Origin of the sequence: Mesorhizobium sp. M4B.F.Ca.ET.203.01.1.1, assembly GCF_004791025.1 — a bacterium.
GTDB classification, from domain to species: Bacteria; Pseudomonadota; Alphaproteobacteria; order Rhizobiales; family Rhizobiaceae; genus Mesorhizobium; species Mesorhizobium abyssinicae.
The window spans coordinates 137,784-163,158 of the sequence record NZ_SRUO01000004.1; the positions used below are offsets into that span (position 1 = coordinate 137,784).

The 25,375-nt window shown below is 65.3% G+C and carries 30 protein-coding genes; 14 read left to right on the top strand and 16 right to left on the bottom strand.

Annotated elements, in window-relative coordinates:
- The first annotated feature begins 528 nt into the window (after positions 1 to 528).
- A complete protein-coding gene (locus tag EN846_RS10460; protein WP_127285199.1) occupies positions 529 to 633 on the top strand; it encodes a putative RiPP precursor in 105 nt (34 codons plus the stop codon).
- A 23-nt stretch (positions 634 to 656) separates the two neighbouring features.
- Here the strand turns inward: EN846_RS10460 and EN846_RS10465 are convergent, their stop codons facing one another.
- Both EN846_RS10465 and EN846_RS10470 read right to left on the bottom strand, forming a co-directional pair.
- A complete protein-coding gene (locus EN846_RS10465) occupies positions 657 to 1,544 on the bottom strand; it encodes a DMT family transporter (RefSeq protein WP_127392602.1) in 888 nt (295 codons plus the stop codon).
- Positions 1,545 to 1,656: 112 nt separating this feature from the next.
- Complete coding sequence (locus EN846_RS10470; RefSeq protein ID WP_127392607.1) at positions 1,657 to 2,001, bottom strand: low affinity iron permease family protein; 345 nt, start codon at positions 1,999 to 2,001, stop codon at positions 1,657 to 1,659.
- Between the two features lie 126 nt (positions 2,002 to 2,127).
- On the opposite strand from EN846_RS10470, the gene EN846_RS10475 reads away from it, so the two are divergent.
- The 5 genes from EN846_RS10475 to EN846_RS10500 all read left to right on the top strand — a co-directional run bounded on the left by EN846_RS10475 (position 2,128) and on the right by EN846_RS10500 (position 9,005).
- The gene (locus EN846_RS10475; RefSeq protein ID WP_348630761.1) at positions 2,128 to 3,123 is read left to right on the top strand and encodes a YihY/virulence factor BrkB family protein; all 996 of its coding nucleotides are present in this window, start codon (positions 2,128 to 2,130) and stop codon (positions 3,121 to 3,123) included.
- A gap of 558 nt (positions 3,124 to 3,681) precedes the next feature.
- Positions 3,682 to 4,818 carry an acyltransferase gene (locus tag EN846_RS10480; RefSeq protein ID WP_127392604.1) on the top strand — a complete coding sequence of 379 codons (1,137 nt, stop codon included), beginning with the start codon at positions 3,682 to 3,684 and terminating at the stop codon, positions 4,816 to 4,818.
- The gene (locus EN846_RS10485) at positions 4,815 to 5,924 is read left to right on the top strand and encodes a glycosyltransferase (protein ID WP_127392605.1); all 1,110 of its coding nucleotides are present in this window, start codon (positions 4,815 to 4,817) and stop codon (positions 5,922 to 5,924) included. The genes EN846_RS10480 and EN846_RS10485 overlap by 4 nt, the downstream gene beginning before the upstream one ends.
- Before the next feature lie 313 nt (positions 5,925 to 6,237).
- Positions 6,238 to 7,230, top strand: coding sequence for a glycosyltransferase family 2 protein (locus EN846_RS10495; RefSeq protein ID WP_127392606.1), 993 nt, complete (start codon positions 6,238 to 6,240; stop codon positions 7,228 to 7,230).
- A complete protein-coding gene (locus EN846_RS10500; protein WP_187331178.1) occupies positions 7,227 to 9,005 on the top strand; it encodes an ABC transporter ATP-binding protein in 1,779 nt (592 codons plus the stop codon). The genes EN846_RS10495 and EN846_RS10500 overlap by 4 nt, the downstream gene beginning before the upstream one ends.
- Positions 9,006 to 9,073: 68 nt before the next feature.
- On the opposite strand, the gene EN846_RS10505 is transcribed toward EN846_RS10500, so the two are convergent.
- The 4 genes from EN846_RS10505 to minC all read right to left on the bottom strand — a co-directional run bounded on the left by EN846_RS10505 (position 9,074) and on the right by minC (position 12,930).
- The gene (locus EN846_RS10505) at positions 9,074 to 10,489 is read right to left on the bottom strand and encodes a hypothetical protein (protein ID WP_127393973.1); all 1,416 of its coding nucleotides are present in this window, start codon (positions 10,487 to 10,489) and stop codon (positions 9,074 to 9,076) included.
- Between the two features lie 482 nt (positions 10,490 to 10,971).
- Complete coding sequence (minE, locus tag EN846_RS10510) at positions 10,972 to 11,244, bottom strand: cell division topological specificity factor MinE (protein ID WP_127286476.1); 273 nt, start codon at positions 11,242 to 11,244, stop codon at positions 10,972 to 10,974.
- Positions 11,241 to 12,056 (bottom strand): septum site-determining protein MinD, encoded by an 816-nt coding sequence (minD, locus tag EN846_RS10515; protein ID WP_127286477.1) that lies wholly within the window; start codon positions 12,054 to 12,056, stop codon positions 11,241 to 11,243. The genes minE and minD overlap by 4 nt, the downstream gene beginning before the upstream one ends.
- A gap of 115 nt (positions 12,057 to 12,171) precedes the next feature.
- A complete protein-coding gene (gene minC / locus EN846_RS10520; protein WP_127393329.1) occupies positions 12,172 to 12,930 on the bottom strand; it encodes a septum site-determining protein MinC in 759 nt (252 codons plus the stop codon).
- A 368-nt stretch (positions 12,931 to 13,298) separates the two neighbouring features.
- On the opposite strand from minC, the gene EN846_RS10525 reads away from it, so the two are divergent.
- Complete coding sequence (locus tag EN846_RS10525; RefSeq protein ID WP_127310579.1) at positions 13,299 to 13,754, top strand: hypothetical protein; 456 nt, start codon at positions 13,299 to 13,301, stop codon at positions 13,752 to 13,754.
- A gap of 72 nt (positions 13,755 to 13,826) precedes the next feature.
- Here EN846_RS10525 and EN846_RS10540 read toward each other — a convergent pair whose 3' ends face one another.
- The 3 genes from EN846_RS10540 to EN846_RS10550 all read right to left on the bottom strand — a co-directional run bounded on the left by EN846_RS10540 (position 13,827) and on the right by EN846_RS10550 (position 16,012).
- Positions 13,827 to 15,149, bottom strand: a complete 1,323-nt coding sequence (locus EN846_RS10540) for a molybdopterin-dependent oxidoreductase (RefSeq protein WP_190241164.1) — start codon at positions 15,147 to 15,149, stop codon at positions 13,827 to 13,829.
- A gap of 193 nt (positions 15,150 to 15,342) precedes the next feature.
- Positions 15,343 to 15,528, bottom strand: a complete 186-nt coding sequence (locus EN846_RS10545; RefSeq protein ID WP_127310582.1) for a hypothetical protein — start codon at positions 15,526 to 15,528, stop codon at positions 15,343 to 15,345.
- 34 nt (positions 15,529 to 15,562) lie between these two features.
- Entirely contained in the window at positions 15,563 to 16,012 is a 450-nt protein-coding gene (locus EN846_RS10550; RefSeq protein WP_127393330.1) for a hypothetical protein, read from the bottom strand.
- A gap of 562 nt (positions 16,013 to 16,574) precedes the next feature.
- On the opposite strand from EN846_RS10550, the gene EN846_RS10555 reads away from it, so the two are divergent.
- From EN846_RS10555 to EN846_RS10570, 4 genes are all read left to right on the top strand, one after another.
- A complete protein-coding gene (locus tag EN846_RS10555) occupies positions 16,575 to 17,120 on the top strand; it encodes a group 1 truncated hemoglobin (protein ID WP_127393331.1) in 546 nt (181 codons plus the stop codon).
- Positions 17,121 to 17,332: 212 nt separating this feature from the next.
- Complete coding sequence (locus tag EN846_RS10560) at positions 17,333 to 17,518, top strand: DUF3606 domain-containing protein (protein WP_128346458.1); 186 nt, start codon at positions 17,333 to 17,335, stop codon at positions 17,516 to 17,518.
- The gene (locus tag EN846_RS10565) at positions 17,515 to 17,700 is read left to right on the top strand and encodes a hypothetical protein (protein ID WP_127394273.1); all 186 of its coding nucleotides are present in this window, start codon (positions 17,515 to 17,517) and stop codon (positions 17,698 to 17,700) included. Before EN846_RS10560 ends, EN846_RS10565 begins: the two co-directional genes overlap by 4 nt.
- A complete protein-coding gene (locus EN846_RS10570) occupies positions 17,697 to 18,017 on the top strand; it encodes a hypothetical protein (RefSeq protein ID WP_127394274.1) in 321 nt (106 codons plus the stop codon). The genes EN846_RS10565 and EN846_RS10570 overlap by 4 nt, the downstream gene beginning before the upstream one ends.
- A 14-nt stretch (positions 18,018 to 18,031) precedes the next feature.
- Here the strand turns inward: EN846_RS10570 and EN846_RS10575 are convergent, their stop codons facing one another.
- The 5 genes from EN846_RS10575 to EN846_RS10595 form a co-directional block, all read right to left on the bottom strand.
- Positions 18,032 to 18,253: a KTSC domain-containing protein gene (locus tag EN846_RS10575; RefSeq protein WP_127394276.1), complete on the bottom strand. Its 222-nt coding sequence runs from the start codon at positions 18,251 to 18,253 to the stop codon at positions 18,032 to 18,034.
- Between the two features lie 26 nt (positions 18,254 to 18,279).
- Positions 18,280 to 18,429, bottom strand: a complete 150-nt coding sequence (locus tag EN846_RS10580) for a hypothetical protein (RefSeq protein WP_127394275.1) — start codon at positions 18,427 to 18,429, stop codon at positions 18,280 to 18,282.
- A 45-nt stretch (positions 18,430 to 18,474) separates the two neighbouring features.
- A complete protein-coding gene (locus EN846_RS10585; RefSeq protein WP_127283927.1) occupies positions 18,475 to 18,759 on the bottom strand; it encodes a PRC-barrel domain containing protein in 285 nt (94 codons plus the stop codon).
- A gap of 120 nt (positions 18,760 to 18,879) precedes the next feature.
- On the bottom strand, positions 18,880 to 19,074 hold the full coding sequence (locus tag EN846_RS10590) for a hypothetical protein (protein WP_127310587.1): 195 nt from the start codon (positions 19,072 to 19,074) through the stop codon (positions 18,880 to 18,882).
- Between the two features lie 219 nt (positions 19,075 to 19,293).
- Positions 19,294 to 19,617: a DUF2934 domain-containing protein gene (locus EN846_RS10595; protein WP_127283925.1), complete on the bottom strand. Its 324-nt coding sequence runs from the start codon at positions 19,615 to 19,617 to the stop codon at positions 19,294 to 19,296.
- A gap of 395 nt (positions 19,618 to 20,012) precedes the next feature.
- Between EN846_RS10595 and EN846_RS10600 the strand changes: the two genes are divergently transcribed.
- Positions 20,013 to 21,086 (top strand): acyltransferase, encoded by a 1,074-nt coding sequence (locus EN846_RS10600; protein ID WP_189523680.1) that lies wholly within the window; start codon positions 20,013 to 20,015, stop codon positions 21,084 to 21,086.
- A 142-nt stretch (positions 21,087 to 21,228) separates the two neighbouring features.
- Positions 21,229 to 22,614, top strand: a complete 1,386-nt coding sequence (locus tag EN846_RS10605; RefSeq protein WP_127393545.1) for an FAD-binding oxidoreductase — start codon at positions 21,229 to 21,231, stop codon at positions 22,612 to 22,614.
- Positions 22,615 to 22,680: 66 nt separating this feature from the next.
- Here EN846_RS10605 and EN846_RS10610 read toward each other — a convergent pair whose 3' ends face one another.
- A complete protein-coding gene (locus EN846_RS10610; RefSeq protein ID WP_187331180.1) occupies positions 22,681 to 23,304 on the bottom strand; it encodes a TetR/AcrR family transcriptional regulator in 624 nt (207 codons plus the stop codon).
- A 216-nt stretch (positions 23,305 to 23,520) separates the two neighbouring features.
- Between EN846_RS10610 and EN846_RS10615 the strand changes: the two genes are divergently transcribed.
- A complete protein-coding gene (locus tag EN846_RS10615) occupies positions 23,521 to 24,645 on the top strand; it encodes an alpha-hydroxy acid oxidase (RefSeq protein ID WP_245493399.1) in 1,125 nt (374 codons plus the stop codon).
- 8 nt (positions 24,646 to 24,653) lie between these two features.
- On the opposite strand, the gene EN846_RS10620 is transcribed toward EN846_RS10615, so the two are convergent.
- Entirely contained in the window at positions 24,654 to 25,343 is a 690-nt protein-coding gene (locus EN846_RS10620) for a BA14K family protein (protein WP_135858016.1), read from the bottom strand.
- Positions 25,344 to 25,375 lie beyond the last annotated feature (32 nt).

Consider the following 25,375-nt stretch of genomic DNA (forward strand, 5'->3'; position numbering starts at 1 on the left):
CAACGCCTTGCGGAAGTGGCCCACGACCCATGTCTTGGCGATTCGGACTTTTGCACAAACGACGTCAGACCAAAGTCCTAGTTCAACCTCGGGATGTAGTCCTGCGAAGGCTCCCGCAAGCCGCAACGCCGCACCAACCCGGGCCCGGCGATCGACGAGTCAGGGCACTCGTTCGGCAACCATCGACCGTTGCCGGCGCTAGCGACCACCGGGCATCCGGCAACGAATAAAGCCAGGCGACACCGACCTGGCCGAAATCGCCGGACAGCTAGCCGCCGACGGCGTGACCGCCCGAAAGCCATAGAGGCAAGGTTGCATGCCGAGCATTTCGGCCAGAGGCATATCCGCGGCCCGAGCCTTGAACACCCGCAACCTTGACGGCAAAAGTATACATAAAAACAATTGCTTAATTGCAACTGCTGAAGCAGCCTAGGCGCAAGGCTGACTTGGCCAGCCGGGCAAGGCGAGCCGGAAGTTGACAGGCTCGATTGGTCTGGCAAACTCGCTCGACAGTTTTTGGAGTGTGGGATGAGCAAGAAAACCTACGCAAAGCCCGAGCTCGTCAAGAAGGACAAGCTCTCGCAGGTCACCGCGGTCAATGGCGGTTCCGTGATCATCAACGGGGCCGGCTGACAAAGCCAGCAACAAGCCGATATCTAGGCTGGCGACGGCACCGGCGGCCTTGCCGTGATCGCCGTGCCGAAAGCGGCGAGGATTACAGCCGCTATGCCCGCGCATTGCAGTGCCGTCAGCCGTTCGTGCAGGAAAAGGAAGCCGATCAGCGCGCCCAGCGCCGGCTCCAGGCACGCCATCATGCCATAGACCCTGGCCGGTATCCTGGTCAGCGCCATCATCTCCAGCCAGAACGGCAGCGCGCAAGAGAGCAGACCGACGATGACGGCCAGCGCCAGCACATGCGGCTCGGCGATCTTGGGTACGATGTCGGTTAGGCCGAAGGGCAGCGACAGGGCGGCGGCGATCGCCATGCCCCAGGCCGTGGTGCGGCCGCCGAGCTCGGCGCCGGCCTTCTGCGCGAAGACGATGTAAAGCGCCCAGCACCCGCCGGCGGCAAGTGCCAGCAGCACGCCTATCGGATCGAGCGCCTGGCGCACATCGGCGAAGGGTGACAGAAGCACGACGCCGGCCAGCGCCAGCGCCACCCAGGCCAGATCCCTTGCTCGGTGCGACGTCAGCGTCGCGACCAGCAGCGGGCCGGTGAATTCGAGCGCCACGCAGATACCGAGGGGGATCCTGGTGAGCGCGGCATAGAAGAGAAGGTTCATGAAGCTGAGCGTGACGCCATAGGCGACGAGCCAGGGCAGCACCGCGCGCGAGGGCCTTACGCGCCAGGGCCTGAGCACCATCGCCAGCATCAGCGCGCCGGCGACGAGCCTCAGCGTCGTGGTGCCCTGGGCGCCGACGACCGGAAACAGGCCCTTGGCGAAGGCAGCGCCCACCTGAACCGACAGCATGGCCGCCAGCAGCCCGAGGACGGGCAAGGCGCCGGCTTCGGCTCGCGTTTTGGTGATTGGCGCCGACGTCACGGTTCTCCCCTGCCTCTTGAGCGATGTGCCGGAGATAGGGTCAAAAGGCCTGCCTGTCGTGAGGCACGGACGCATGGTTGATGGGGCAGTATGCCAATCCCCGCCAGCGCTGCTAGGCCGCGCCCGATCTGCTCTTGGCGGCGCCTGCTGCCCGTTGCTCGATGGCTTCAAGCTTGGCGGAGATCTCTTCCGGCGAACCGTGCTCGAGGCCGACGACGTCGTTTCTCGCGGCATCCAGCGCCACGATTATCTCGTTGAGCTTGGCCTGCATGGCCGAGGTGTCACGGTAGTTCTGGATCAGCACGACCCCGGTCAAGGCAATGGCCGAAATGGAGAGGATGTAGGTCCCGACCGTCGAACTCGCCACAAGGGCGCATGAAAGGGCGGCGGCGAGCATGACATAGAAGCCCGGCGGCTTCGAAAAGAACTCGGCAAGAAAATAGAGCGGCCGCTCCATGATTGTGTCTCCCATTGTTGCCTTCAATGCCGCAAAGGCAGTTCGGTTGCCTCGGGAACAAAATGGCAGACGGCAGATTGAGGATCAGGCCGGCTGCTTTGCCGGCGTGCCAGGGCGTTCATGTCGATGATCTGGGCTTTGCTGAAAGAGAGCGCGACCGGCTTCGTCAACGACAATGCCTTGAGCCGGGGAGCCGCGCTCGCCTTCTATGCCGCGACCTCGCTGGCGCCGATCCTGCTGATCGTGGTGGCAATCTCAGGGATCGCGATCGGGCACCAGGCGGCGGAACTCGCGCTGTCGGCGCAAATCTCCGGGCTGATGGGCTCACAGAGCGCGGAGCTTTTCCGCGCCACACTGGAGTCGGCGTCGAACCAGACAAGCGGAACATGGGCCGCACTGGCTGGATTGGTGACGCTGATCGCCACCGCATCCGGGGTTTTCGGCGAAATGCAGCTTGCGCTTAACACCATATGGAAAGTCCCGCCGACCGACACGTCCCTGTCGAGGATGGTAAGGGCGCGCGCCGCGAGCCTCGGGCTGGTTGGCGCGTTGGGCTTTCTTTTGCTGGTCTCCCTGATCGCCAGCGCGGCGATCTCGGCGTTGGCGGCGATGCTGAACGCGTATCTTCCATTTGGCGAGACGATAGCCAGCGTGCTCAACACGGTCCTGTCGTTCATTTTGACGGCGGTGCTGTTTGCGGCGATCTACAAGGTCTTGCCGGACAGGTCACTGGCGTGGCGCGATGTCGGCCTGGGCGCACTGGTGACGGCGGCGCTGTTCACGGTCGGCAAATCGGCGATCGGATGGTACCTGGGCGCCAGCACGATCGCCTCATCCTACGGCGCCGCCGGCGGCCTCATCGTCACGCTGCTGTGGGTCTATTATTCCTCGCAGATCTTCCTGTTCGGCGCCGAGCTGACGCGCGCCTATTCGATCCGCCGCGGGACGAGACCGGACCTGGGCCCGGTCGTAGCGCAGGCCGTGGCCGCTGAAAAGGCCGTTGCCGTCGCTGAACCCGAGCAGCCATCTCGCGGCATCACCTGGGTCTCAATCCTGATCTCCGTCTGCGCCGGCTCGATAGTCGCGCTCATGCTCGACCGGGACCGCCGGGCGGATCAATGACCGCGCCGCCAATTCTGTCTCATTGCGAAGGCCGTGCTGAAAGAGGCAAACGGCAGCGGCCGCCTCGCCTCCGGTCCGCGCGACAACATTTGTTATAGCTCGCTCGGCGGCACGCTCGTACCTTCGGTTCGCACCATATCTTGCTGCGTTGCACAACGTCGCACTGCCCTTGACTCATTCGCCAAGGCAACCATCCGGAAATTATGATCAAATATCAAACAAGCACTCGCACAAGTTGCGCGCAACTTACCCAGAACTCAACCTGATGAATACTTATAGACAAAACAGAACAAGCGTCGGATTTCTGCACGACTCCCGACGCACTGGCAGTCGCAATTGGCAAAGAAGGCGAAAAATGGGCGAATCTGTGCCTTTTGTCGGGTCCGAGATCACAGTTTTATTTCAACGCGGTAAACATTTTGTGTTGCGGCGCAGCATTCCGTGCTACATTCGTTAGCAGTTGCGAATGTGCCGTGGAGGAGCTGAGCAGTTGGGCCTTCTGCTGACCGGCATTGATTTCTATCCAGCCTTAGCGGATGACATCGGCGGAAGCCGCTGATGGCGAACGCGCGCGACATACAGCTCGATGCGCTGCGCGCCGTCGCCGTGACGATGGTGCTCTATGCGCATTTCCTGGCGCCCGGCGGGACGTCCTTCCTCGGCCATCTCGGCGTCCGGCTGTTCTTCGTTCTCTCCGGCTTCCTGATCACGCGGCTGCTGCTCGAAGCGCGCAATGACGCCGCGTTCGAGGCCGGGCCGGCGCTGCGGGCCTTCTACATCCGCCGCATGCTTAGAATCTTCCCGCCCTATTTCGCCGTGCTCGGCCTCGTCTGGCTAACCGACCTCGAACAGGCCAGCGGATCGCTCGCCTGGCATGCGCTCTATCTCTCCAATTTCTGGTACGCGCTGCGCAACGAGTGGACGCCCTGGCTGCTCTGCCATTTCTGGAGTCTCAGCATCGAGGAGCAATTCTACGTCGCCTGGCCGCTGATCGTGCTGCTGGCGCCGCGCCGCCGCGTCGAGGCGATCATCGGCGGCGTCATCGTGCTGTCGCTCGCCTACCGCTTCTACTGGCCGGTGACCGCCGTGCCGGCACTGGCGCGCGACCTGCTGCCGCCGGCCTCGATGGACGCGCTGGCCTGCGGCGCGCTGCTTGCGGCGCGGCGCGCCAGGGGCGCCGACGTGCCGCGCTGGATGCGGCTCGGCTGGCCGGGATTCGCGGGCCTGTTCCTGGTTATCCAGTGGTTCATCCCGGCACCGGCGAACCCGATGCTGGAATGGGCGCATTGGCTGCTGCTGCAAGTGCTGCCGCTGGTGCCGCTGATGGCCATCGTCGGCGCCTTCTCGCGCGGCGTCGGCGGCGCCATAGGCCGGTTCGCCGAACTGCCGCCACTGCTCTCGCTTGGCCGCATCAGCTACGGCGTCTATCTCTACCACCCGATCCTGCTGGCCTACGCCGTCAAGGCGCAGCCCTGGATTCCGCTCAACGTCTCCGAACAGGGGCCGGGGCGGTTCCTGGTCGCCGGCACCGCCACCATCGTCGCGGCTTCGATCTCCTGGATGGTTTTCGAAAAGCCGCTCAATGGCCTCAAGCGGCATTTTCCCTACGTCGCGCGCGGACGCAGCGCGGCGTGGTCCGGACGGCCGGCGGGCGGCCCCGTGCCGTCGCTGCAGCGAACGGATGCAAGACAATGACCGCCGCGCCGCTCGTTTCCGTGCTTTTGCCGGTCTACAATGCCGGGCCCTATCTCGCTGCCGCGATCGGCTCCATCCTGCGGCAGGACTATGTGCGCCTCGAAGTGATCGCGATCGACGACGGCTCGAGCGACAATTCGCTGGAAATCCTGGAGCGCCACCGCAAGGCCGACAGCCGTGTCACCCTGATCTCGCGCGAAAACCGCGGCCTCGTCGCCACCCTCAACGAGGGGCTGAAGCTCGCCCAGGGCGAGTTGGTGGCGCGCATGGACGCCGACGACATCGCCTATCCGTGGCGCCTGTCGCGCCAGGTGGCGCTGTTCGCCGACCGGCCGGAGCTCGGCTTCTGCGGCGCCGGCATAGACATGCTTCAGCACGGCCGCATCAAGAGCGGCGAGCTCGATCCGGTGTTCAAGATCGGCCGCATCCCGATCCTGTCGCAGTTCTTCACCATCTTCATGCATCCGACCGTGGTCTACAACCGCGAGGTCATCGGCGAAGACAGCCTGTACTACGACCCCGGCTACCGGCACGCCGAGGATTTCGACCTCTTCCGACGGCTGGCCGCCCGCTATCCGGCGGCGATGATGCCGGAGAACCTACTCGTCTACCGCATCCATCCGGGCAGCGTGACCAGCCGGCATGCCAAGGAGATGCGCCGCACGCATCTCAGGATCGTGGCCGAAAACCTCGAACGCGAAGGCCTGGCAGAAGCGACGCGGGACCTTCGCGACATCGGCGAGGATGTCTCGTTCGACACGGTCGCCGGCGCGGCCCGGTTCATCGTCGCGCTGGAGCAACGGATCGCCACGCTACCGGACGAGACGCGGCCAAGCTTCGCCGCTGGCGCGCTCAACCTGTTCTATTTCCTCTACCAGCTCGTCGGCGACGAGAATAAGCCGCCGCTGACGCATGAACTCTTGACGCGGACGGCGAAGTGGGACGCCATCCGCCGCCGCGAGAAATACGCGCTCAGCCCCGGGCACTGGGCTCCCTGGCTCAGCCTCGCCTCGATCACCGCCGGCAAGAAGGCCGACTGGCTGGCCTACTATCTCAAGACCAGGCCGGAAGCCGAAGTGCTCAAACCGTATCGGGTGGGGGCATGAGCGCGTCACTAAAACCGCCAATCTCTCCGGCGCTGGCGATTGGCGAAAGCCGGTGTGACGGCCAATCTCCCCCCTTGCGGGGGAGTTGCCCGGCAGGGCAGAGGGGGGTGCTGTCCCGCCGGCGTGTCAGCCATGGGCTTTCGCGGCGCAAGCCTGATCTTCGGTTGGAAAAAGCCAACGTCGAAGACCAGCGTTCCTTCCCACCCCCCTCTGGCCTGCCGGCCATCTCCCCCGCAAGGGGGGAGATCGGCGGCTTCGCCGTCGGCGCCCTCTTTACGATCGGCAACCATGACCACCCTGCGGGGGGCGCGGCATGAACGAACGACTGCCCCCGCCCTCACCCGCCCGCCATCGGCCGGAGGTTTCCTTCGTCGTCTGCACGCGCGACCGCGTCGACGTGCTGGAGGCCTGTATCGCCTCGATTCAGGCGGCCTGCCGGACTCATCCTGCCTTTCCGGCCGAGCTGGTGGTGGTCGACAATGGCTCGCGCGACGGCACGCCGGAACGCCTGGCCTCGATCGCCGAGAAATCGAAGGTGCCCATCACCGCCCTCTCCGAGCCACGGCCCGGGCTGGCGGCGGCGCGCAATTCCGGACTGGCGCGGGCGCGCGGCCGCGTGCTGGTGTTCGTCGACGACGACTGCAAGCTCGAGCGGACCTATCTGCGCGACCTGCAGCGGCATTATGCGAGCGGCGAGAAATGGCTGATCCGCGGCGGCCGTGTCGAGCTCGGCGACGCACGCGACCTGCCCTTCACCATCAAGCGCTGCGAGCAGCGCCAGCGGCTGACGCCGGCCGTCCATCCGGGCGGCTTCGTGCTCGGCTGCAACATGACCATGCACCGCGACGTCGCCGCCCGCATCGGGCCCTTCGACGAGCGCTTCGGCACCGGCGGCGCGCTGCGCTCGGCCGAGGACACCGACTATCTGGTGCGGGCAATGCTGCTCGGCATGCCGGTCGAATATGTGCCTGACATGACGATCTTCCACCATCACGGCCGGCGCGACCGCAAGGCGATCGACCGGCTGCACCGCGACTATCATTTCGGCAATGGCGCGCTCTGCCTGAAGCATATCCGCCGCGCGCCCTGGCTGCTCAGGCATTTCTACTGGGCGGTGCGCGCGGCACTGCGCGAGCTTGTCGGCGGCCCAAGGTTCGATCCCGAGCTCAGGCTGTCGCACTGGCCCGTCGTCGCCATGAACCTGGCGGGCGCGGCGAAATTCGCGCTGCTTGTCATCACCAGGCGGCCGGCCCCCGAACCGCTGCGGCGCGCCGAGCCCGGCGAAGCCGAGGCCAGGGCGCGATGATCCGGCCGCTGCCACCGGCGCTCTCGATCCTGCGGCGCGCGCTCGGCGGCGGGCTGCGGCGCCTGCTGCCGATCGTGGTGCTGCTCGGGCTTGCCGGCGCCGCGCTGGAGGGCCTCGGCATCGGCCTGATCATCCCGCTGCTCGGCATCATCATGGGTCATGGCGACGCTTCCGGCATGGGCGGTCTCTCCGCCCTGCTGCAGAAGGTCGGCGCCGGGCTCGGCGAGCGCGAGCGGCTGATCGCCATCTCGGCGGCGATCCTCGGCTCGATCCTGCTCAAGAACCTGCTCGGCTTCGCCAATACGGTGCTGACCGCCCACATCTACGGCAAGGCGAGTTTTTCCATCCGCAGCGCGCTGTCGGAACAGCTCTTGAGGGTCGGCTATCCCTTCTTCCTGCGCGAGAGCCCGGGCCGACTGCTCAACATCATCTCCAATGAATCCTGGCGCGCCTCCGACGCCATCCAGGCGCTGCTCGGCTCGATCGTCAGCGCCTCGGCGGCGATCATCCTGCTCGCCTTCCTGTTGCTTCTGTCCTGGAAGATGACGCTGCTGGTGACGCTGGGGCTGGCCCTTGTCCAGGTGGCGCATGCGATGCTGTCAGCCCATCTCAAGGCGCCGAGCCGCAGCGTTGCCTCGCGCAACAGCGCGCTCGCCTCGCGGATGCTGCATCTGGTGCATGCCGGGCGCCTCATCCGCATCTTCGGCCAGGAGGCGCGCGAGAAGGCGGCGTTCGACAGGGCCTCCGACGGGGTGCGCCATGCCGCCTTCGTGCTTTCGACCCGCCAGGGCGCGCTGCCGCCGCTGACCGAGGTTCTGCATGCCATGCTGTTCCTGGCGACGGTGATCGGCGCGTGGCTGGCCGATGTCAGCTTCCCGCTGACCGCCGCCTTCCTCATCCTGCTCTACCGGCTGCAGCCGCATATGCGGGCGCTGCAGATGTCTTGGAGCCAGCTGCAGGGGCTCTCCGGATCGCTGGAAGAGGTGACCTGGCTGCTCGACCCCACCGGCAAGCCGGCGCCGCCGCAGGGCAGCCTGCCGTTTCCGGGGCTTAAGGAACGCATCGCTTTCGAGGGCGTCAGTTTCACCTATGCCAGCGAGGAGCAGCGCGCGGCGGTGCTGCATGCCGCTACCTTCGACATCCGGGCGGGCCGTTCGACGGCGCTGATCGGCCGCTCCGGCGCCGGCAAGACGACGATCGTCAATCTTCTGTGCCGCTTCGTCGAGCCGGACGGCGGCGAAATCCTCATCGACGGCACGCCGCTTGGCGAGATCGATCCGTCCGACTGGCGGCGCCACATCGCTCTGGCCAGCCAGGAGCTGGAGCTGGTCGACGGCACGATCCTCGACAACATCACCTATGGCCATGACACCGCGTCAGTCGAAGACGCCGAGCGCGCCGCGCGGCTCGCCGAGGCGCATGAGTTCATCGAGCGCCTGCCGCAGGGCTACGCCACCGTCGCCGGCTATCGCGGCGTCAACCTGTCGGCCGGGCAGCGGCAGCGCATCGCGCTGGCGCGCGCGCTGGTGCGCGACCCCGACATACTAATCCTCGACGAGGCCACCAACGCGGTCGACGGGCTGTCGGAAGCGGCGATCGTCGAAACGCTGAAATCGCGCGCCGGACGGCGCACGACGCTGGTCATCAGCCACCATCACTCAACGATCTCGTTCTGCGACGACGTGGTGATCCTCGACCATGGCAGGGTGAAGAAGCAGGCGCCGTTCGCCACGCTGGCCGCGCTCAGCATGGACGAGCTTTACCAGCCGGAGTGAGGGGCGACGCTGAAACTGCCAATCTCTCCCCCGCGGGGAGATCGGCAGCTCTGCGGTTTTCGCCAATCCTAAGACGCGTGCAGCCGGCGGCGCGCGCGGCGGCGGTGGGTGGGGTGCGCGGGGTCGGCGACCACGCCGGCGATCTCGACGACATTGTCCTCGCGTGTCCTGGCGGTGGTCACCCGGTGCAGGCGCTCAAAGGGTAAGAGCTCCTTGATGCGGGCATTGAGCGTCGCGACCTCGGCGCGCAGGTCCTCGCATTCCTGCTTCTGGATATCGAGCTCGATCTGCTCGGAGGCCTGCTGCAGCGACAGCTGCGAGAGATTGGCGTTGACGGCCGAGAGGTTCATCTTGTCGCTTTCGCTCTCGCTCCTCAGCACGGCCAGCTTCTCGTCGGCGATCTGCTTTTCGGCGAGCGCGTCGCTGGCCTGCGCCTTGAGCCTGGCGATCTCGCTTGCCGCCTCGCCGTTCTCGTTCGCGGCACGCTCCAGCCGCGCCTGCAGGTCCTGGATCTCGGAACGCAGGCCGCGCATCTCGGCCTGGCCACGCGCAAGCTCGGCCTCGCGATCGGCCTCGGTGAGGCTGGTCGCCTCTGCCGATTCCTGGAGCCTCGCCTGGGCGCTCTCCAGCGCCTTCTGCAGCCGCGCCTCCTCCTTCTCGCTCCTGCCGAGCGCGGCGGCCAGATCGGTGATCCGCGCCATGTCGGTGGCGTGCATGGCCGCGACCTCGTCCATCTTGTGGCGCGCCTCGGCTTCGCGCTTCTGCGACTGGTCGAGGTCGACCGCCAGGCTGACCTGCTTTTCGCGCAGCATCTTGCTCTCGCTGGCGCTTCGGTTGGCCTCGACGGCTTTCGCCGAAAGCTGCTTGGCGATGTCGCCGAACTCGGCCTCGCGCCTGGCGCCGGCATTGGCCGCCTCGACGAGCTCGAGCCTCGCCGCGGCGAGCGCGGCGCGCAGCGCCTCGCGCTCCTGCACCAGGCTCGCCTCGCGCTGCTGCAGCGCCTCGAACGCGCCGTCGCGCTCGCGCTGCTTGCGCGCCGCCTCGACCAGTTGCTCCGACAGCGCCCGCTGCTCGCCGGAAAGCCCGGCATTGGTAAGTTCCATCTCGTTGGCGCGCAGGATGTCGCCATGCAGGATGCCGAGGAACTCGCGCGTCAAATGCTGCGAGGTGGCGATCTCCGAGAGCTTGCCGCTGATTTCCTCCAGGTGCCCCTGCGCATCGCGGAACAGCCCATCAAGGGCGCCAAGCGCGGCAAGCCTGGTCTGCGTGTGCGGGGTCAGGCGCTGTGGATTCTCGCCCGCTTGCACTTCGGCCTCCGGCCGTGGAGCGTCCTCTTCCGGCACGGAATCCGGCCCCGCGACGCTGACCTCCTCCGATGATTCTTCGTCGAGGCACGCATCGAATGCTTCCGCCAAATCCGTCTGGAGCTCCTCGAAAGCTCTGTCCACCTCATCGGCACGCTTGATAAGTTTCTTGAAGTTCATGACCGAACACCTCCAACTCAAACGCACTTCGGATAATTAACGATTAGCTAATATGGGCTTCTACATCCCTCGCTTCCGCTAGGGAAGTCCCCCGATAGGACTAGCGCGCACGGCAAGAACGGCGCGACAGCGCCCGCCCGTGGCCTGCCGGACATCGCCCTCGAGGGGGAATCCGGCTGTCTTGCCTGCCTGTAGCCAATTCATCGTTTGAGGAGTGAGTTTCTCGAAAAGCTTCGATCTAGGGCGCAGGGGCCGGCCGACCAGAGGGGGGTGCGAAGGATCGCAGGAACCGCCGGGGAGGCTCCGGTTCCTCGCCCCCACGAAGGCGGGGGAGAGGTGGCTCGGCGAAGCCGAGACGGAGAGGGGAGATGCGCCGGCCTTGAAATCGATCAGAGGGAACCCGCCGGCGTCGCAGGCCCCCTCTCCGGCCGCTGCGCGGCCACCTCTCCCCCGCCTCTGGCGGGGGAGAGGTAAAGCACCTGCTACCCCGCCAGCGCCAGCGGCGTGGCGCTCTTGTTGGGGATCTGGATATCGATTTCCAGCGTCGACATGGTCTTGCCGCGCTCCATCGAGACCTGGAGGTAATCCTGATCGATCTGCACATGCTTGGCGATCACCGCCATGATCTCCTCGCGCAGAATGGAGACCAGATCGGGCTGGCCGCGGCTCTGGCGCTCGTAGGCGAGCAGCAGCTGCAGCCGCTCGCGCGCCACCGGCGCGCTGGTGCGCCGCTTGAAGAGGTCGAGAATGTTCATGCCGCCCTCCTTCCGAGCAGACGGTTGAGCAGGCCCTTGCGCTCGAAGGGCACGACCACCGGCAGGTCCTCGCCTTCCAGTCGCCTTGCGGCGTCGATATAGGCCTTGGCGGCGACGTTGGCCGGATCGGCCAACGTCACCGGCGAGCCGAGGTTCGAGGCCCTCAGCACATCCTGGCTTTCGGGGATGATGCCAAGCAGCGGCGTCGACAGGATCTCCAGCACGTCGTTGATCGAGAGCATTTCACCGCGCGCAGCGCGCGCCGCGTCATAGCGCGTCACCAGCACGTGCTTGGCGATCGCCTCGCCCTGCTCGGCCTTCATGGTGCGGGCGTCGAGCAGGCCGATGATGCGGTCGGAATCGCGCACCGAGCTGACCTCCGGGTTGGTGACGATGACCGCCTCGTCGGCAAAGCGCATGGCGAGCTGGGCGCCGCGCTCGATGCCGGCCGGGCTGTCGCAGAAGACATAGTCGAATACCGAGCGCAGCCGCTCGATCACCTCGCCGACGCCTTCCTCGGTCAGCGCATCCTTGTCGCGCGTCTGCGAGGCCGGCAGCAGGAACAGCGTCTCGACCCGCTTGTCGCGGATCAGCGCCTGCGAGAGCTTCGCCGTGCCCTGGATGACGTTGACGAGGTCGAACACGACGCGCCGCTCGGCGCCCATGATCAGGTCGAGGTTTCTCAGGCCCACGTCGAAATCGACCAGCGCCACCTTCTTGCCGGTCTTGGCGACCGCGGCACCCAGCGCCGCTGTCGACGTCGTCTTGCCGACGCCTCCCTTGCCTGAGGTGACCACCACTACCTTGCCCATGAAATGCCTCCGTTTGGCGATTGTTGTTTCGGCCGTGCCAGGCACGGTGTTGCAGGACCATCGCACGCGAAACCGGTCCCAGGCTTACGATTGCGCCGCCCCAGATCGGCCGGGGTCAGCCGAGCGGCACCACACACAGCACGTCGTTCTCGAGGAAGGCCTGCACCGCCTTGCCGCGCGAAACCTTTTCCATCTCCTCGGCGGTGGTGTACCAGCCGTCGACCGAGATCAGCTCGGCCTCGTTCCTGCGGCAGAAGACGCGCGCGGCAATGTTGCCGAGCGCGCCGGCGGAAGCGCGGCCGCGCAGCGTGCCGTAGACATGGATGGAGCCGGCGGCGACGATCTCGGAGCCGGACGCGACCGAGCCGAGAACGATGACATCGCCATGCGCATGGAAGATCGACTGGCCGGAGCGGATCGGCGTGCGCACCATCAACGTGTCGCCGCCGGGCAGCGCGGGCTTCGCCGGCGCCTTGCCTTCCTCGGGCTTTTGCTCGTCAGCCTTGCCCTCTTCCGCCTTCTTGCGGCCGGGATGCAAGAGCAACCCGTCGCTGGTCGCCTCCTTGGCGCCGATCAGCTTCGGCGGCAGGTGCGAGCCAAGCTCGGCGCCGCCATCCATCTCGATGGCATAGACGCGAATGCCGCGCTGGCCGAGCACGCCGACCAGCGAATCGATCGCCGCAACATCGGGCTTCAAGGTGTTGAGATCGAGCACCACCGGCCGCCCGGCAAAATAGCCCGGCGAGTTGCCGATCCAGCGGTCCAGGCTCTCCAGCCAGACATCCAGGGGCGCTTCGGGGGTGAGCGTGAAAGCGACGAAAGAACGGGCGCGAAAACGGATGGATTTGGTCTCGACGGGGGCTGCGAAGGTCACGGGAAGCGATTCCTTACTGATAGGTAAACGCTAGGGGCCGAATGGTTAACGAATGGTTAATTTTGGGGGTAAGGACCGTTAAGAGCCGGCTTGGCTAACCTTTTGTGGCGGGGCGGCCACACGGGCGTCCGCGCGGCGGCGCCTGCTCAAAATCATAAGATCGACGGACGCAAAATTCGGCCCATATGCTGGGCGCCGCGCGAGGGCGCGCGGCCAGGCTCGGCTTGGACACGTCCTGGCAGCTTTCAGCATCTTTGACGCGGCCCGATGAACGGCTGCAGCATGTGAAGTTCCTAATATACGCAGGTATGCCGCACCGGGCACAGTCTGGCCCGGCTGATTTCCACCTTTTCGGAAGGAGACGGGGCATGCGCATCAATCAGGCAGGCAGCAGGCGCGAAGGCAGCAAGTGGGCAGGCAGAGCGAGCGCAACAATTGGCGCGCTGTTGCTGGCATCCCTTGCAGGATGCATGACGTACCGGACGAGCGGCAGAGATACATTCCAGACCAGCGGCATAGATGCATGGTTGACCGCGGCCAATGCCGACGCGGTCATCAATACGATGGCAGCGAAGGGGCTGATGCCGGCTACCATCGACTGCCGCTTCGACCACACCGTTCCGGGTCAGGTGGCTTACGTCTCGAAGTTCACCTGGCAGCGCGCTCCGACAAACACACGCTATCATTGGGAAGTCGGCGATCCGACCTACCTCGCCAGCAAGGAAGTCAAATCCAACCGTGTTGGCCTACACCGCATCGCCGCGAAAACCGTCCGCGACCCCGCCACCGGCCAAAAGGTTGCATGCTCGATCTGGACGAATTAGGCCACTACGAATGGCCGGCGGCTACCAGGCGCCGAGCCGGCGCGAGGCGCCGGCTCGGGTTGCCTCGAGCAATCAGGCCGCCTTGCGTTCCTTCAGGGCCTTCTCAAAGGCATCCTTGATCGGCTTGGATACGTCCTCGGTAGCCTTCAGCATCAATGCCTGGAGCGCCTTGGCCTGCTCGGCGGACTTTTCGATCTGCTTTTGCAGGAAAGCGGTCTGCAGTTCGAGGAACTCGGCCGGCGCCGCCATCACCTTGGCGCCCTGCTTGGTCATGTCGCGCTCCGGAAACAGCGCCCGGAGATCGCCGTCGATGGCGAACAGGCGTCGAGATCGCGCACGGTGGGCAGGATGGTCTCGGCGCGGTCCAGCCCGTGCACGACGAAACCCAGCCCATGTCAGGGACCAGATTTCCCAGGCGTGTTCGGCCTCCTCGCTGTGGTCGATAGTCGCTGGCGCCCAAGGCTCTTGATCGATCTGCACTTCGACCCGGTCGATGGGTGCCCCCCAGGCGGCCCCGATGATCGAGTAGTCCGAGCCTTTCCGGGTGACCTTCGCGGGCGCCGACTTCAGCAGCGCTCGGCCCACCGAGTTCTCGGTCCACACGGTCTCGCCATTGTGGTCTTCCTCCCGGATGGTGACATAGTCGCGGGCCATCAGAAGGCTCATGAACCTGGTGTCGCGAACCTCGATGCGCTTCAGCCACTTGACGTTGGCGATCCCATACCAGCCCGGAGCAATGAGCCGTAGCGGGAAACCGTTGGCCGCCGGCAGCGCGACGCCATTCATTTCATAGCAGAGCAGATTGTTGGGATTCATGGCGTCGGCGAGCGACATGCTGCGCGCGAAGTTCTGCTTCATCTTGACGTCGCGTATCGGGATCTCGCTTTCGTCAGTCCCGAAGAAGACGACCTCGATGCCCTTCTCCAGAACGCCGGCCTCCTCGAGGATCGGCGCGAGCGGCGTCCCTGCCCAGCGTGCATTGCCGATGCCGCCGGTGAAAAAAGGAAACCCGTGGTTGCCTGAGCATTCCACTGTGAACACGACCTCCTGGCGCGGTCGCGCCCTGATGTCGGCGAGCGTCAACTTTAACGGCTTCTTGACCAGCCCTCCGATCTCCATTGACCACGTCTTTTCATCGATCGTTGGTCGATTGAAATGCGAGATGCTGAAGAACTTGTCGTTTGGCGTTATCCAGCTATCCAGATCCTCCCAGACAAGCTGGCTTTGGATACCTACCGGATCGGGATTTTCGGTCGGCTGATCCAGCCACGGAATGGTTTCCTCGCCCGCCTGTGCTGGAAAAGCGTAAGCCCGACGCGAGGCATGGAGAGCAGCGATTGCGACAAGAGCCGCACTTCCTTGAACGAGAAGTTCTCTGCGTTGAAGGCTATGCATGTTGTTACCTCCCAGTTGATTCCGGAGCAGGCTGCAACGGCGTATCTGGTCGGGTGTCATCGGCGTACTCCTGGGATTGGTAAGCGATGACTTTCCCTCCGGGGCGTTTCGCAGGGATGCCGCCGCTGTCGGCGACGTGTTTCAGCGCTGTCTCAATCCGGTATCAGGCAGGCTGCCGCTTTTCGCGGCGGGATCAGATGCCGTTCATGCCCCGCTGCTCCCTGTCGCGTCGGTTGAGGAGGCCCACCAGATCGTCGGCCTCTTCGATGGGCATGTCGATCAGGGGGACGCCGTCCTCGACGACCGGCAAACCGGTGAAGACGTCGACGATGTCCCACGTGCCTTCAGGTGTCTCTTCTATGCCGTAGCGTTGGGGCATGGCGCGGGTATCTAGGGCAGGCGCGAAGGGCTGGCTAGGTGCCCTTTGCCGCCTCCTCGATCAATTCCGCGACCAGGTTGCGGAACTTTGCGTCAGACTTGTCGCCTATGTTTCCGACGTCTTTCGCTACCATCCCGGGGGCCGACACGGACACCGCTCCGCTCACCTCGACACTGACTGTGAACATCCTTCTGACCGCATTTTCCGATTGCCGCTTCCTGTAGATCTCGAACCGCATCGACGGTGTCGATGCTTTGACCAAGCGATCGGATGCGGTGTCTATGTCGAAAGCCACCTCGCCAGCGACCTCGGCATTGGCCGCTTGCAACGATGCAACCACGACGTCATCCAGCCAGGCCCTCGCTTGCGCTTCAAAGTCCGCCACAGGCACATTTCGCTCCGCAGCCCTCGCATTTTCGGCGCCTCTCCCCTTCTGATTACGGGCTTCCTTTCCGCGCTCAAGAGCTTCTTTGAACTTGGACATCCCGATGCCTCCGATCTTTCAGCGCATGAGGCCGGCCCGTCAGATCGGGCACGGTCCTCCCAATAGAACGCATGTGATCAGCGCACGTTGCGTCATCGTTTTTCCAACCCCGCGCCCACCGGCACCCATAAAGCCTTGGGATAGCTTGGGGTGAACGAGAAAGGCAGACTTCCCGTGATCCGTCGCCGGGCCGACTGGACGCATGAACCCAGGGCGGCCTGATGCCATCACGCCGACCGGGTGAGACTGCCGGATACAATGTCGCGATGCCGGCGATCGCCGCGCAATCGGAGCTGCGAAGCCAGCGGTGCGGTTGGTAGGCCGGGACCGTTTCGAGCCCCAACCGCGTCGGCATGGTCAAATGCCGCTTGCAAACATGCCCCTCGCCTTCGCGCTGCAGGTCCTTCGCCCAGCCGGCTCAAAAGGAACAAGTCGGGCGCGGCGCTCGTTAATGCCGCGGACCATGCCGGGTAAGGCAAAGTGGACATATCCGAAAATCAAATCATTGACGCCGCCAGACCAGGCCGCGGCTTGCTCTGGCTCAACGCGAAGGAAACCAGAGATGAAAACGGCTGTTTCGACCTCTCTCACAAGACGAAGCGTCGTCGCGCTGGCGGTCGCCGCCGCATCGACGACTGTAGTGGCCACCAACAACGCGCTCGCGCAGGAGCAGGCCAAGCCTGAGAAAAGCCTGTACGAGCGGCTGGGCGGCGTGTTCGCCATCGCGGCGGTGGTGGATCACTTCAGCGACGCCATCGTGAAGAACCCGATCGTCGGCCAGAAATCCAAGAATGCGCAGCTGCGGAAATGGCACACCAAGAACCTCGAACGGCTGCCCGGCCTCAAATTCATGCGCACGCTGTGGGTCTGCGACGTTTCCGGCGGCCCGCTCAAGTTCGTGGCCACCAAGCCCGGCACGACGCCGCTCGGCCTCGAGGAAGCCCATCGCGACCTGCGGATCTCGCCGGCGGAGTTCGATGAGGTCGCGGCCGAACTCGGGCGGACGCTCGATCACTTCAAGGTTCCGAAGGCCGAGAAGACCGAGATGCTTGAAGCCTTTGCCGCACACAAGGGCGAGGTTACCGCCGGCTACGACAAACAGGGCTGAAGCCCGGCCCGCAAGGCGATGCCCAATTATGTTGTCGCCGATGGCTTGCTGAGTGCGTCGCGCGCCGTCGCCAGTTCCGCTGCGGGAAATCGCGGCTGGCTCCGCCGCTCAAGGGGTGCCTGGCCGGCCACTGCCGGCCTACGCATGGAACCCGGGTCCGCGTGCCGGCTTATGTTAGCCAGAGCGCAGCAACGATATCTCGGGAGAAACCAATGGCCGACGACAAAAGCAACCGCGGCTTCCGCGACCAGAGTCTCGTCTCAGCCGACGAGGAGTACGAGGTCAGATATTTCGCCAAGCAGAACCGCATCACGCCTGACGAGGTCCGCGCGCTGATACGCGAGCACGGCAATGACCGGAAAAGGCTGGCGCGGGAGGCCAGGAAGCTGCGCGGATGACGAAACTTTCCGATCTCGGGCCGCCCATCGCCAGCACCCGGCGCGGAAACCCGCCCGGCGGATATCCGGCCTGTCATTTCTATCTCTGCCCCAGATGCGGCCAGCCGGTCGACATGCCTGACCTGCGCCAGGTGATCTGGCATCAGCGGACCGAACATGAGCGGCTGGACGTTGACCGATGACCAGGCGCGGGCCCGCGAGAGGCGTTGGTGTCGGCGATGAGGTTGCCATCCATGCCACCGTTCTGCGGCGGATCGACGAGGAGCGGGTAAGTGTCAGCATTCCGACCTATGGGCATCCGCATTCGATAGCCGACCGCACGGCCAGGAACGGCCAGAACATCGAGCTGATAGGGGAAGTCACGCGCATCGATGAGCAGGCCGGCAAGGTGACGGTGAACCTGCGGCCGGTCGTGACGGTCGATCTGGACCAGGTGAAGCTGGTGACGGGATACGAACCGCCCCGTCCCCCGGTGGCGCGTAACGACAAACCGGACTGAAGCCGGAGCCGCGGTCATTCGGGATCGGCGTTGCCGGCGGGCACGAGACGGTGGCTGAAGCGATTGCGGATGTGGTCGTTGAAATACCGGCCTTTGGCGAAGGCGGCCCGGAATGCCGCGAACGTCTCCGGCGGAACACCCTGAAACTCATAGTGCTTGCCGCTTGCCACGAACCATACCGAGAGGATGCGGCGTTCCGGATCGTAATCGGTCTTGCGAATCGAGGTTGACGGCATGCCTGCCAATTCCTGGTCTTACCCGCTCAATGCCGCTTGAAATACAGCACCTCGCGCTCGTGCTTCTCAGCCGCCTCGCGGCTGTCGAAGGTGCCGAGGTTACGGCGGCGGCCGGTCTTTTCGTCCTTCTTGCGCGAATAGAGCCGGTATTTTCCGGATTTGAGTTTTCGGATCATCGTGTACCTCCCGAAGAGGAAGGCCGGCCGTGCCGGGCCCCTCTTTCAGTCCTGGTGCTCGGGCATGTCCTCGAGCTGATCCTTCGTCCAGAAGGTGACGGCGTGGACGTCGCCGTCTTCGTCGCGCATGAAATCGAGCTGCATGGCGGGAACCGCGACGGGTTTGGCGCCGATGCCAAGGAAGCCGCCGACGTCGATGACGACCTGGCTGCCATGCATGTGGTCGACGGAGCCGATCTTCTCGTCGTCAGGGCCGTAGATGGTCGCGCCTTCGAGGATGGCCGGGGTCAGCTCGGCATTGGTGAGCCTTACGTGGTTGGTGTGATCCATGGCGTGGTCTCCTTCGGGGTTATGAAGGATGAACCTGCGAAGGCGCCAAGAGTTCCGACAGAACAGAGGACGTGGTCAGCACGGGCCAAGGCGGCCCCGCCGGCCACCGGCGAAAGGCGGCTAGCGGCGCGGTTGCGGTCTCGCCACCGTCTCCAAAGGGCTCTCCGAGAGCCGGGCCGAGCGCTGCTCACCAAGCCGGGACGACCTCTTCTTCGGTTTCGGCTCCGCTTTGGGGATCGGCGCCTTGGCGATCAGGTAGTCGGCCCGATTTGTCCGATAGTCTTCCTTGTGCACAGACGTTTTCGGCATAGACATTTTTGATCTCCTTGCAGAGATCAACGCACAGCGACGCCACCCTGTTCCCGGTTTCCTCAGCAACCCGGAGCTATTTGTTCGTGCGTAGTTGCGGGCGGAAGGCTGTCGCTCATTTTTCCTGAGTTGCAAGACGGAAAACCGCCCCGCATTTTCCTGGAATTGCTTTCGCCAAGCGCTACTCCGGACGAAAAACCGCCACGCATCTTTCCTGGAATTGCTTTAGAGCCGCCGTCTCGCCTTGAGGCTGCGGGCGGCGGCCTCGATCGCGGCGCGGTCGCTGCCCAGCCTGTCGATCAGCTCTTGCGCCTCGTCGCCGGTTATGCCGGTGCGCATGGCCAGTTCCTCGACCGTCAGTATGTCGGTGCTGGCGATCTTGCGGGTTTCCGGCAGGGCGTCATCGGCCGTCAGCGGCAAGGCCGCCTCGCGGTCGATTTCCGCCTCGGCCTGGCTCCAGTGCCGGTCGTGATTGCCGAACAAACGGCCCTCGCGTTCCCAGATTTCATAGGCACGCTGCCTGATCTTCTCCAGCCGATCGTCACCCATTGTCGGTTCCTCCATTTCAGCTTTTGCTCAAACGCCCGGCGCGGCCGAACGATCCCAGGAATCTACGCAATCATCGGTTGATGCCCGGATGATCCAGCATCCGAAAGCGGTAGCGCGGCGCATATGGGTATATACCTATGCGCCTGTTCTTTTCCCGGCGCGACACGCCTAGAGTCCGGCCACGGTGTGGCAACCCGGCGGAGCAACACGTGCCGCTGCATAAAGCACGTGACCTGGACTGACCCGATGAGGGCTGTGTTCGCATTCGTCACCCTGGGGCTGGCGGCGCTGGCCGCAAGCATGCTCTTCATGCTTCTTCTGCGGGCCTATCCGGCCCTCCATGTGACCGGGGCCGGCTGCCCGGCTCGCCGCTGCCGGGGACGGCGAGCAATCGAGTGGCGGGGGTCTCGTCACGGATCGGCGAGGAATACGAACTCACCACCAGGCAGATTTCGGCGTCGCGGGAAAAGCTGTTCTGGAACAATATCCAGATCCTCAGGCTCATAGCCGCCTATGGCATCGTCTACGTCCATCTCGAGCCTGTCTTCATCGCCATCGGCGCCGGGTCGACGATCGTCGATATGCTGCGCTTCGGAACCGACCTGTTCCTTGTCGTGTCGGGGTTCCTTTCGGCACATGTGCTCAGCCGTCCGGGCAGGACGGCGCCGGCCTATCTGCGCGACCGGGCCATTCGCATCCTGCCGCTCTACTGGCTGTTTACGCTGCTGGCCTTCTTCGCCAAGGACTGGGTGACGGGCTACGGCACGCCGACCGTGCGCGAGCTGGTGATGTCGATGCTGTTTATCCCGTATGGACCTTATCCGATCCTGCATCCGACGTGGACGCTGGTGATCATCGTCCAGTTCAGCCTGATCATGGCCGCCTGCCTGGCGGTGAGCCGTCGCAATGCCGCCTACCTGGCCTCGGCCTTCGTCGTCCTGCTCGTGCTGCTCGGCAGGATGTTCCAGCCGCAGAACCCGGCGCTGGCGGCCTACACCGATCCGATCCTGATCGACTTCGCCTTCGGCGTCCTGATCTACAAGGCGCTTGGAGGCGAGCAGCACTGGCCGGCGCAGGATCGCGCCGTCGGATGGGCGCTGCTGGCGCTCGGCATCGGCATGGCGGCGGTGGTGCTGAGGCCGATGTTCTGGGCGGACCTGCCCCGGCTCGTCGGGCTTGGCCTGCCGGCAGCGCTGCTGCTCTTCGGTACGGTGATCCTGGAGCGGTCGGGCCATGTCGTGCGGTCGGCGTCGGTCAATTTCGTCGCCAGATGCACCTTTGCCATCTATCTATGCCACCAGTTCGTCAATGGTGCGTCCGAGAAGATCGTGTCGCTCGACCCGACCTCGCGCATCGTTCATGTCCTCGTGCTGGTGGCCACCCCCCTGCTTGTCACCATCGTCGCCGTATTCATCTTCAGCTATGTCGAAGCGCCTGTGACACGCCATCTCAAAGGCCATTTGGGCTAGCCTCGGCCTCAGATGATGATTGTCGTCGGCATTCTACTTGGCTAAGCCACCGGTCAAGCGTGAGCGGCCAGCGCATCACAGCCCAGCGCGGTTGTGAATGTGAGGTCGTTTGCCGTCAGAGCGCCCAAACCCTGGAGCCTGCATGTCCTCCCTCCTGCCTTCCCTCCGCGCCGCCTGCCCCAACGCCACCGTCTGGGACTCCACCGAGCTCGCCTCCCGCGATCCTGGCTTCGATGCCCGCAATTTCGGCGCCACCGCGCTGGTGCGGCCGGCCGACACCGCAGGCGTCGCGGCGCTGGTCAAATTCTGCGCGGCGCGCGGTCTCAGCCTCGTTGCCCAGGGCGGGCGCACCGGCCTGACGGGGGCCGCTGCGACTGTGGAAGGCCAGATCATCTGCGACCTCGGCGGCCTGAACAGGGTGGAAGAGATCGACCCGTTCGGGCGTGTCGCCATCGTCGGAGCCGGCACGCCGCTCTCGGTGCTGCAGGAGGCGGCGGCCGCGCATGCGCTCGACCCCGGCATCGACCTTGCGGCGCGCGGCTCCTGCACCATCGGCGGCATGGTTTCCACCAATGCCGGCGGCATCATGGCCTTTCGCAACGGCACGATGCGCCATCGCGTGCTCGGCCTCGAAGCGGTGCTGCCCGACGGCAGCATATTTTCCGACCTGACGCGGGTGCTGAAGACCAGCGCCGGTTACGATCTTAAGCACCTGTTCATCGGCGCCGAGGGCACGCTCGGCATCGTCACCCGCGTAGCCTTGCGGCTCGATCCGGTGGCGGGCGCCAGCGCCACGGCGCTGGTCGGCGTGCCGGACGCGGCCAGCGCGCAGCGCATCGTGCGGCATTTCCTGGAGCGTACCCAGACGCGGCTCAACGCCGCCGAGATCCTGTGGCAGCGTTTCGCCGCCGCCATGAACCGCATGCTCGGCTTCACGCCCGGCCAGTTGCCGCTCGATGCCCCCTGCCTGCTGGTGCTCGAGCTCGGCGCCGACAGCGTCGAGGCCGCGCGAGAAGCGCTGGAGGATGGGCTGGCGGCGATCTGGGAGGAAGCCGGCATCGTCGACGGGCTGGTCGCCAGTTCGGTCGCGCAGGCGGAGGCGATCTGGCGGCTGCGCGAGGAGACCGAGATGATCGAGCGCATGCACCATCTGCCGCCTTCCTTCGACGTGTCGGTGCCGGCGGGCGGGCTCGATACCTATGTGGCGCGCATCGAGGCCGGGTTGAAGGCAATCGACGCGACTTACGCGCCCTATGTGTTCGGCCATCTCGCCGACGGCAATCTGCACATCTCGATCAACACAGACGGGCCGGTCCCGCACGCGCTGCACGAGGCGATCGAGGACGTGCTCTATGAAGGCTTGCAGGCAAGCGGCGGCTCGTTCTCGGCCGAGCACGGCGTCGGCCTCGACAAGCGCGACGCCTATGAGCGCCACGTCGACCCGGTCAAGCAGGCGCTGGCCAGGGCGATCAAGGAGATGATCGATCCGGCTAATGTGATGAATCCGGGGAAGATTATCGCCGGCTGAGGTGGTGGGCGTTGCTCTGAGGAGCCGGCGCGAGGCACCCCCTCTGGTCTGCCGACCATCTCCCCCTCAAGGGGGGAGATTACTCGCTCCATCGATTTCGCCAGTCGCCAAGGAACCTGCCGGCTGTCCCATCACCAGCCGCTTCGCGGCCTCCGCTGCCGCCGTGCAGTAGTCGCGGTCGCCGTGTACGAGGATCATCACCATGGCGCCCTCGACCAGCAGGAACAGCTCTCGCGCCCGCTCGCCGGGCGACGGCACCTTCGCCTCGGCAAGCAGGCTCGCCAGCTGCCGTTCCATCAGCGCCTTGTGCTCGCGCGCCATAGAGCGCGCGGGATGGCCGTTAAGGTCGGCGAGCTCGATCGCGAGGCGAGTGAAGCCCGATCCCGCCCAGCGCGGCTTGGCCGACCATGTGGCCAGTCCCTTGAACAGCTTGTCGATCAGCTGCTCGGCGCCGCCCGACAGGTCGATGCCGTAGGTCTGGAACTCGGCGAAGGCGCGCTCGTGCTGCGAGGCGAGCACCGCCGTCAGCAGCGCGTCCTTGCTGTCGAAATGGTAGTAGAGCGTCTTCTTGGTGACGCCGGCGGCGACCGCGATCTCGTCCATGCCGACGCGGAAGAACCCGCGGCGGCGAAACAGCTTGTAGGCCGCCTGCAGTATCGCTGGTCTGGTCTGGTCGGACGATCGGGGCACGGGGCGGGGAGCGCTCCAATGTATACTCGCTAGTGAGTTTACATCGCCGGCGACGGCGCATTCAATGGGCCTGCACTATCAGCAATGGCTAATATTCGTTGGGAGACGACGATGGACAGGCTGATCACCGCGGTACCCGAACTCCAACAATCGAGTGAAGCAGCAGTGGTTCGCGACCGGGCCAGGGCGTCACCCGCGCCGGCGCCGCTCAAGGGCATGACCTGCATCGAGGACCTCAGACAGGCTGCCCGCCGGCGCGTGCCAAAGGCCTTTTTCGACTATGTCGAGGCCGGCGCCTATTCCGAGCAGACGCTGCGCGCCAACCGCGCCGATCTCGAGCGGCTCACCTTCCGCCAACGGGTGCTGGTCGATGTCGCGCAACGCGACACCGCGACGACGATGTTGGGCGAAAAAGCCGCGCTGCCGATCGCGCTGGCGCCGATCGGCTTAGGCGGCATGCAGTGGGCCGATGGCGAAATTCTCGCCTGCCGCGCCGCGCAGACCGCCGGCGTGCCTTATACGCTCGGCACGATGTCGATCTGCTCGATCGAAGACGTCGCCGAGGCGGTCGCAAAACCATTCTGGTTCCAGCTCTATGTGATGAAGGATCGCGGCTTCGTGCGCTCGCTGGTCGAGCGCGCCATCGCCGCCCGCTGCGGCGCGCTGGTGCTCACCGTCGACCTGCAGGTGCTGGGCCAACGCCACGCCGACATCAGGAACGGGCTTGCGGTGCCGCCGTCGCTGAAGCTGCGCAACATCCTCGACATGGCGGCGAGGCCGGGCTGGGCCTGGCGCATGCTCAGCGCCAGGCGCTGGACCTTCGGCAATCTCGCCGGCCATGTGAAAGGCGAGCGGGGCGTCAAGGAACTGGCCGACTGGGTGTCGCACCAGTTCGACGCGACGCTCAACTGGAGCGACGTCGAATGGATCCGGAGCATCTGGCCGGGCAAGCTCATCATCAAGGGCATCCTCGACGCCGAGGACGCACGCACCGCCAGCAAGGCCGGCGCAAGCGCCATCGTGGTGTCCAACCATGGCGGCCGCCAGTTGGACGGCGCGCCGTCGACGATCTCCAAGCTGCCGCGGATCGTCGAGGCTGTCGGCTCAGAAACCGAGGTGCTGTTCGATGGCGGCGTGCGCTCGGGCCAGGACGTGATGCGGGCCCTCGCCCGCGGCGCCAGCGGCTGCCTGGTCGGACGGGCCTATATTTACGGCCTCGGCGCCGGCGGCGAGGCCGGTGTGGCGACGGCCATCGAGATCCTGCGCAAGGAGCTATCCGTCACCATGGCGCTGACCGGGACGAGAAGCGTCGACGAGATCGACGAGAGGGTTCTGGATTAGCGGGGCACCTACTCGCACTGCTGGCGCGGGCCGCCGTCGTAGGGCTGGTAGCTGTTGTCTTCCGGGCGGTAGGAGCGGTAGCGGCTGAAGCAATAGTCGATATGGTCGGCTGAAACCCCGGCTGACGCGCCGTCGCCCGACGTGTCGTCGCCCGGCCAGCCCTGATAGGTGGTGGCGAAGCGATCCATCGCGGCGGCCTTCATGGAAGTGTCCCGCAGCTTGACGTAACCCTGGTCGGCGGCGCCGGCGTCGAGGTAGGGCGAGACGCAGGGGCGCTGCTCGCCGCTGTAGGATCGGTAGCTATTGTCGTCGAGGCGATAGGAGCGGTAGCGGCTTTCGCACCATTCGACATGAGAGGCCGGCAGGTCCATCGTGGCCTCCGCGCCTTCCCCGGCGGCGGCCGGCGCCTCGCCCGCCTGCGGTTCGATCGAGGCGGTCACCTCGGGCCCGATCTCGGGCTTTGCGGCATCGGCGGGCTTGGGGTCGGCCGGAACCGGGCGGGCGGGAACGCGCTCGAGAGCCTGCTTGGCCGCGCCGACCGGCTCGGCGTTTCTGGTCCACAGCTCGGCCACGCTTTGGCTCGGCGCGACCACGCCTACCGGTTTGGCGGCCAGCAGCCAGGTGGCGAAGGCCAGGCCACTGGCGAAGATCGTGAGGGTCAGCACGAAGCCGCCCAGAATTCCCAACAGAGGTTTCACGCCACGCTTCCTTCAGCCCCCGCTCATAAAAT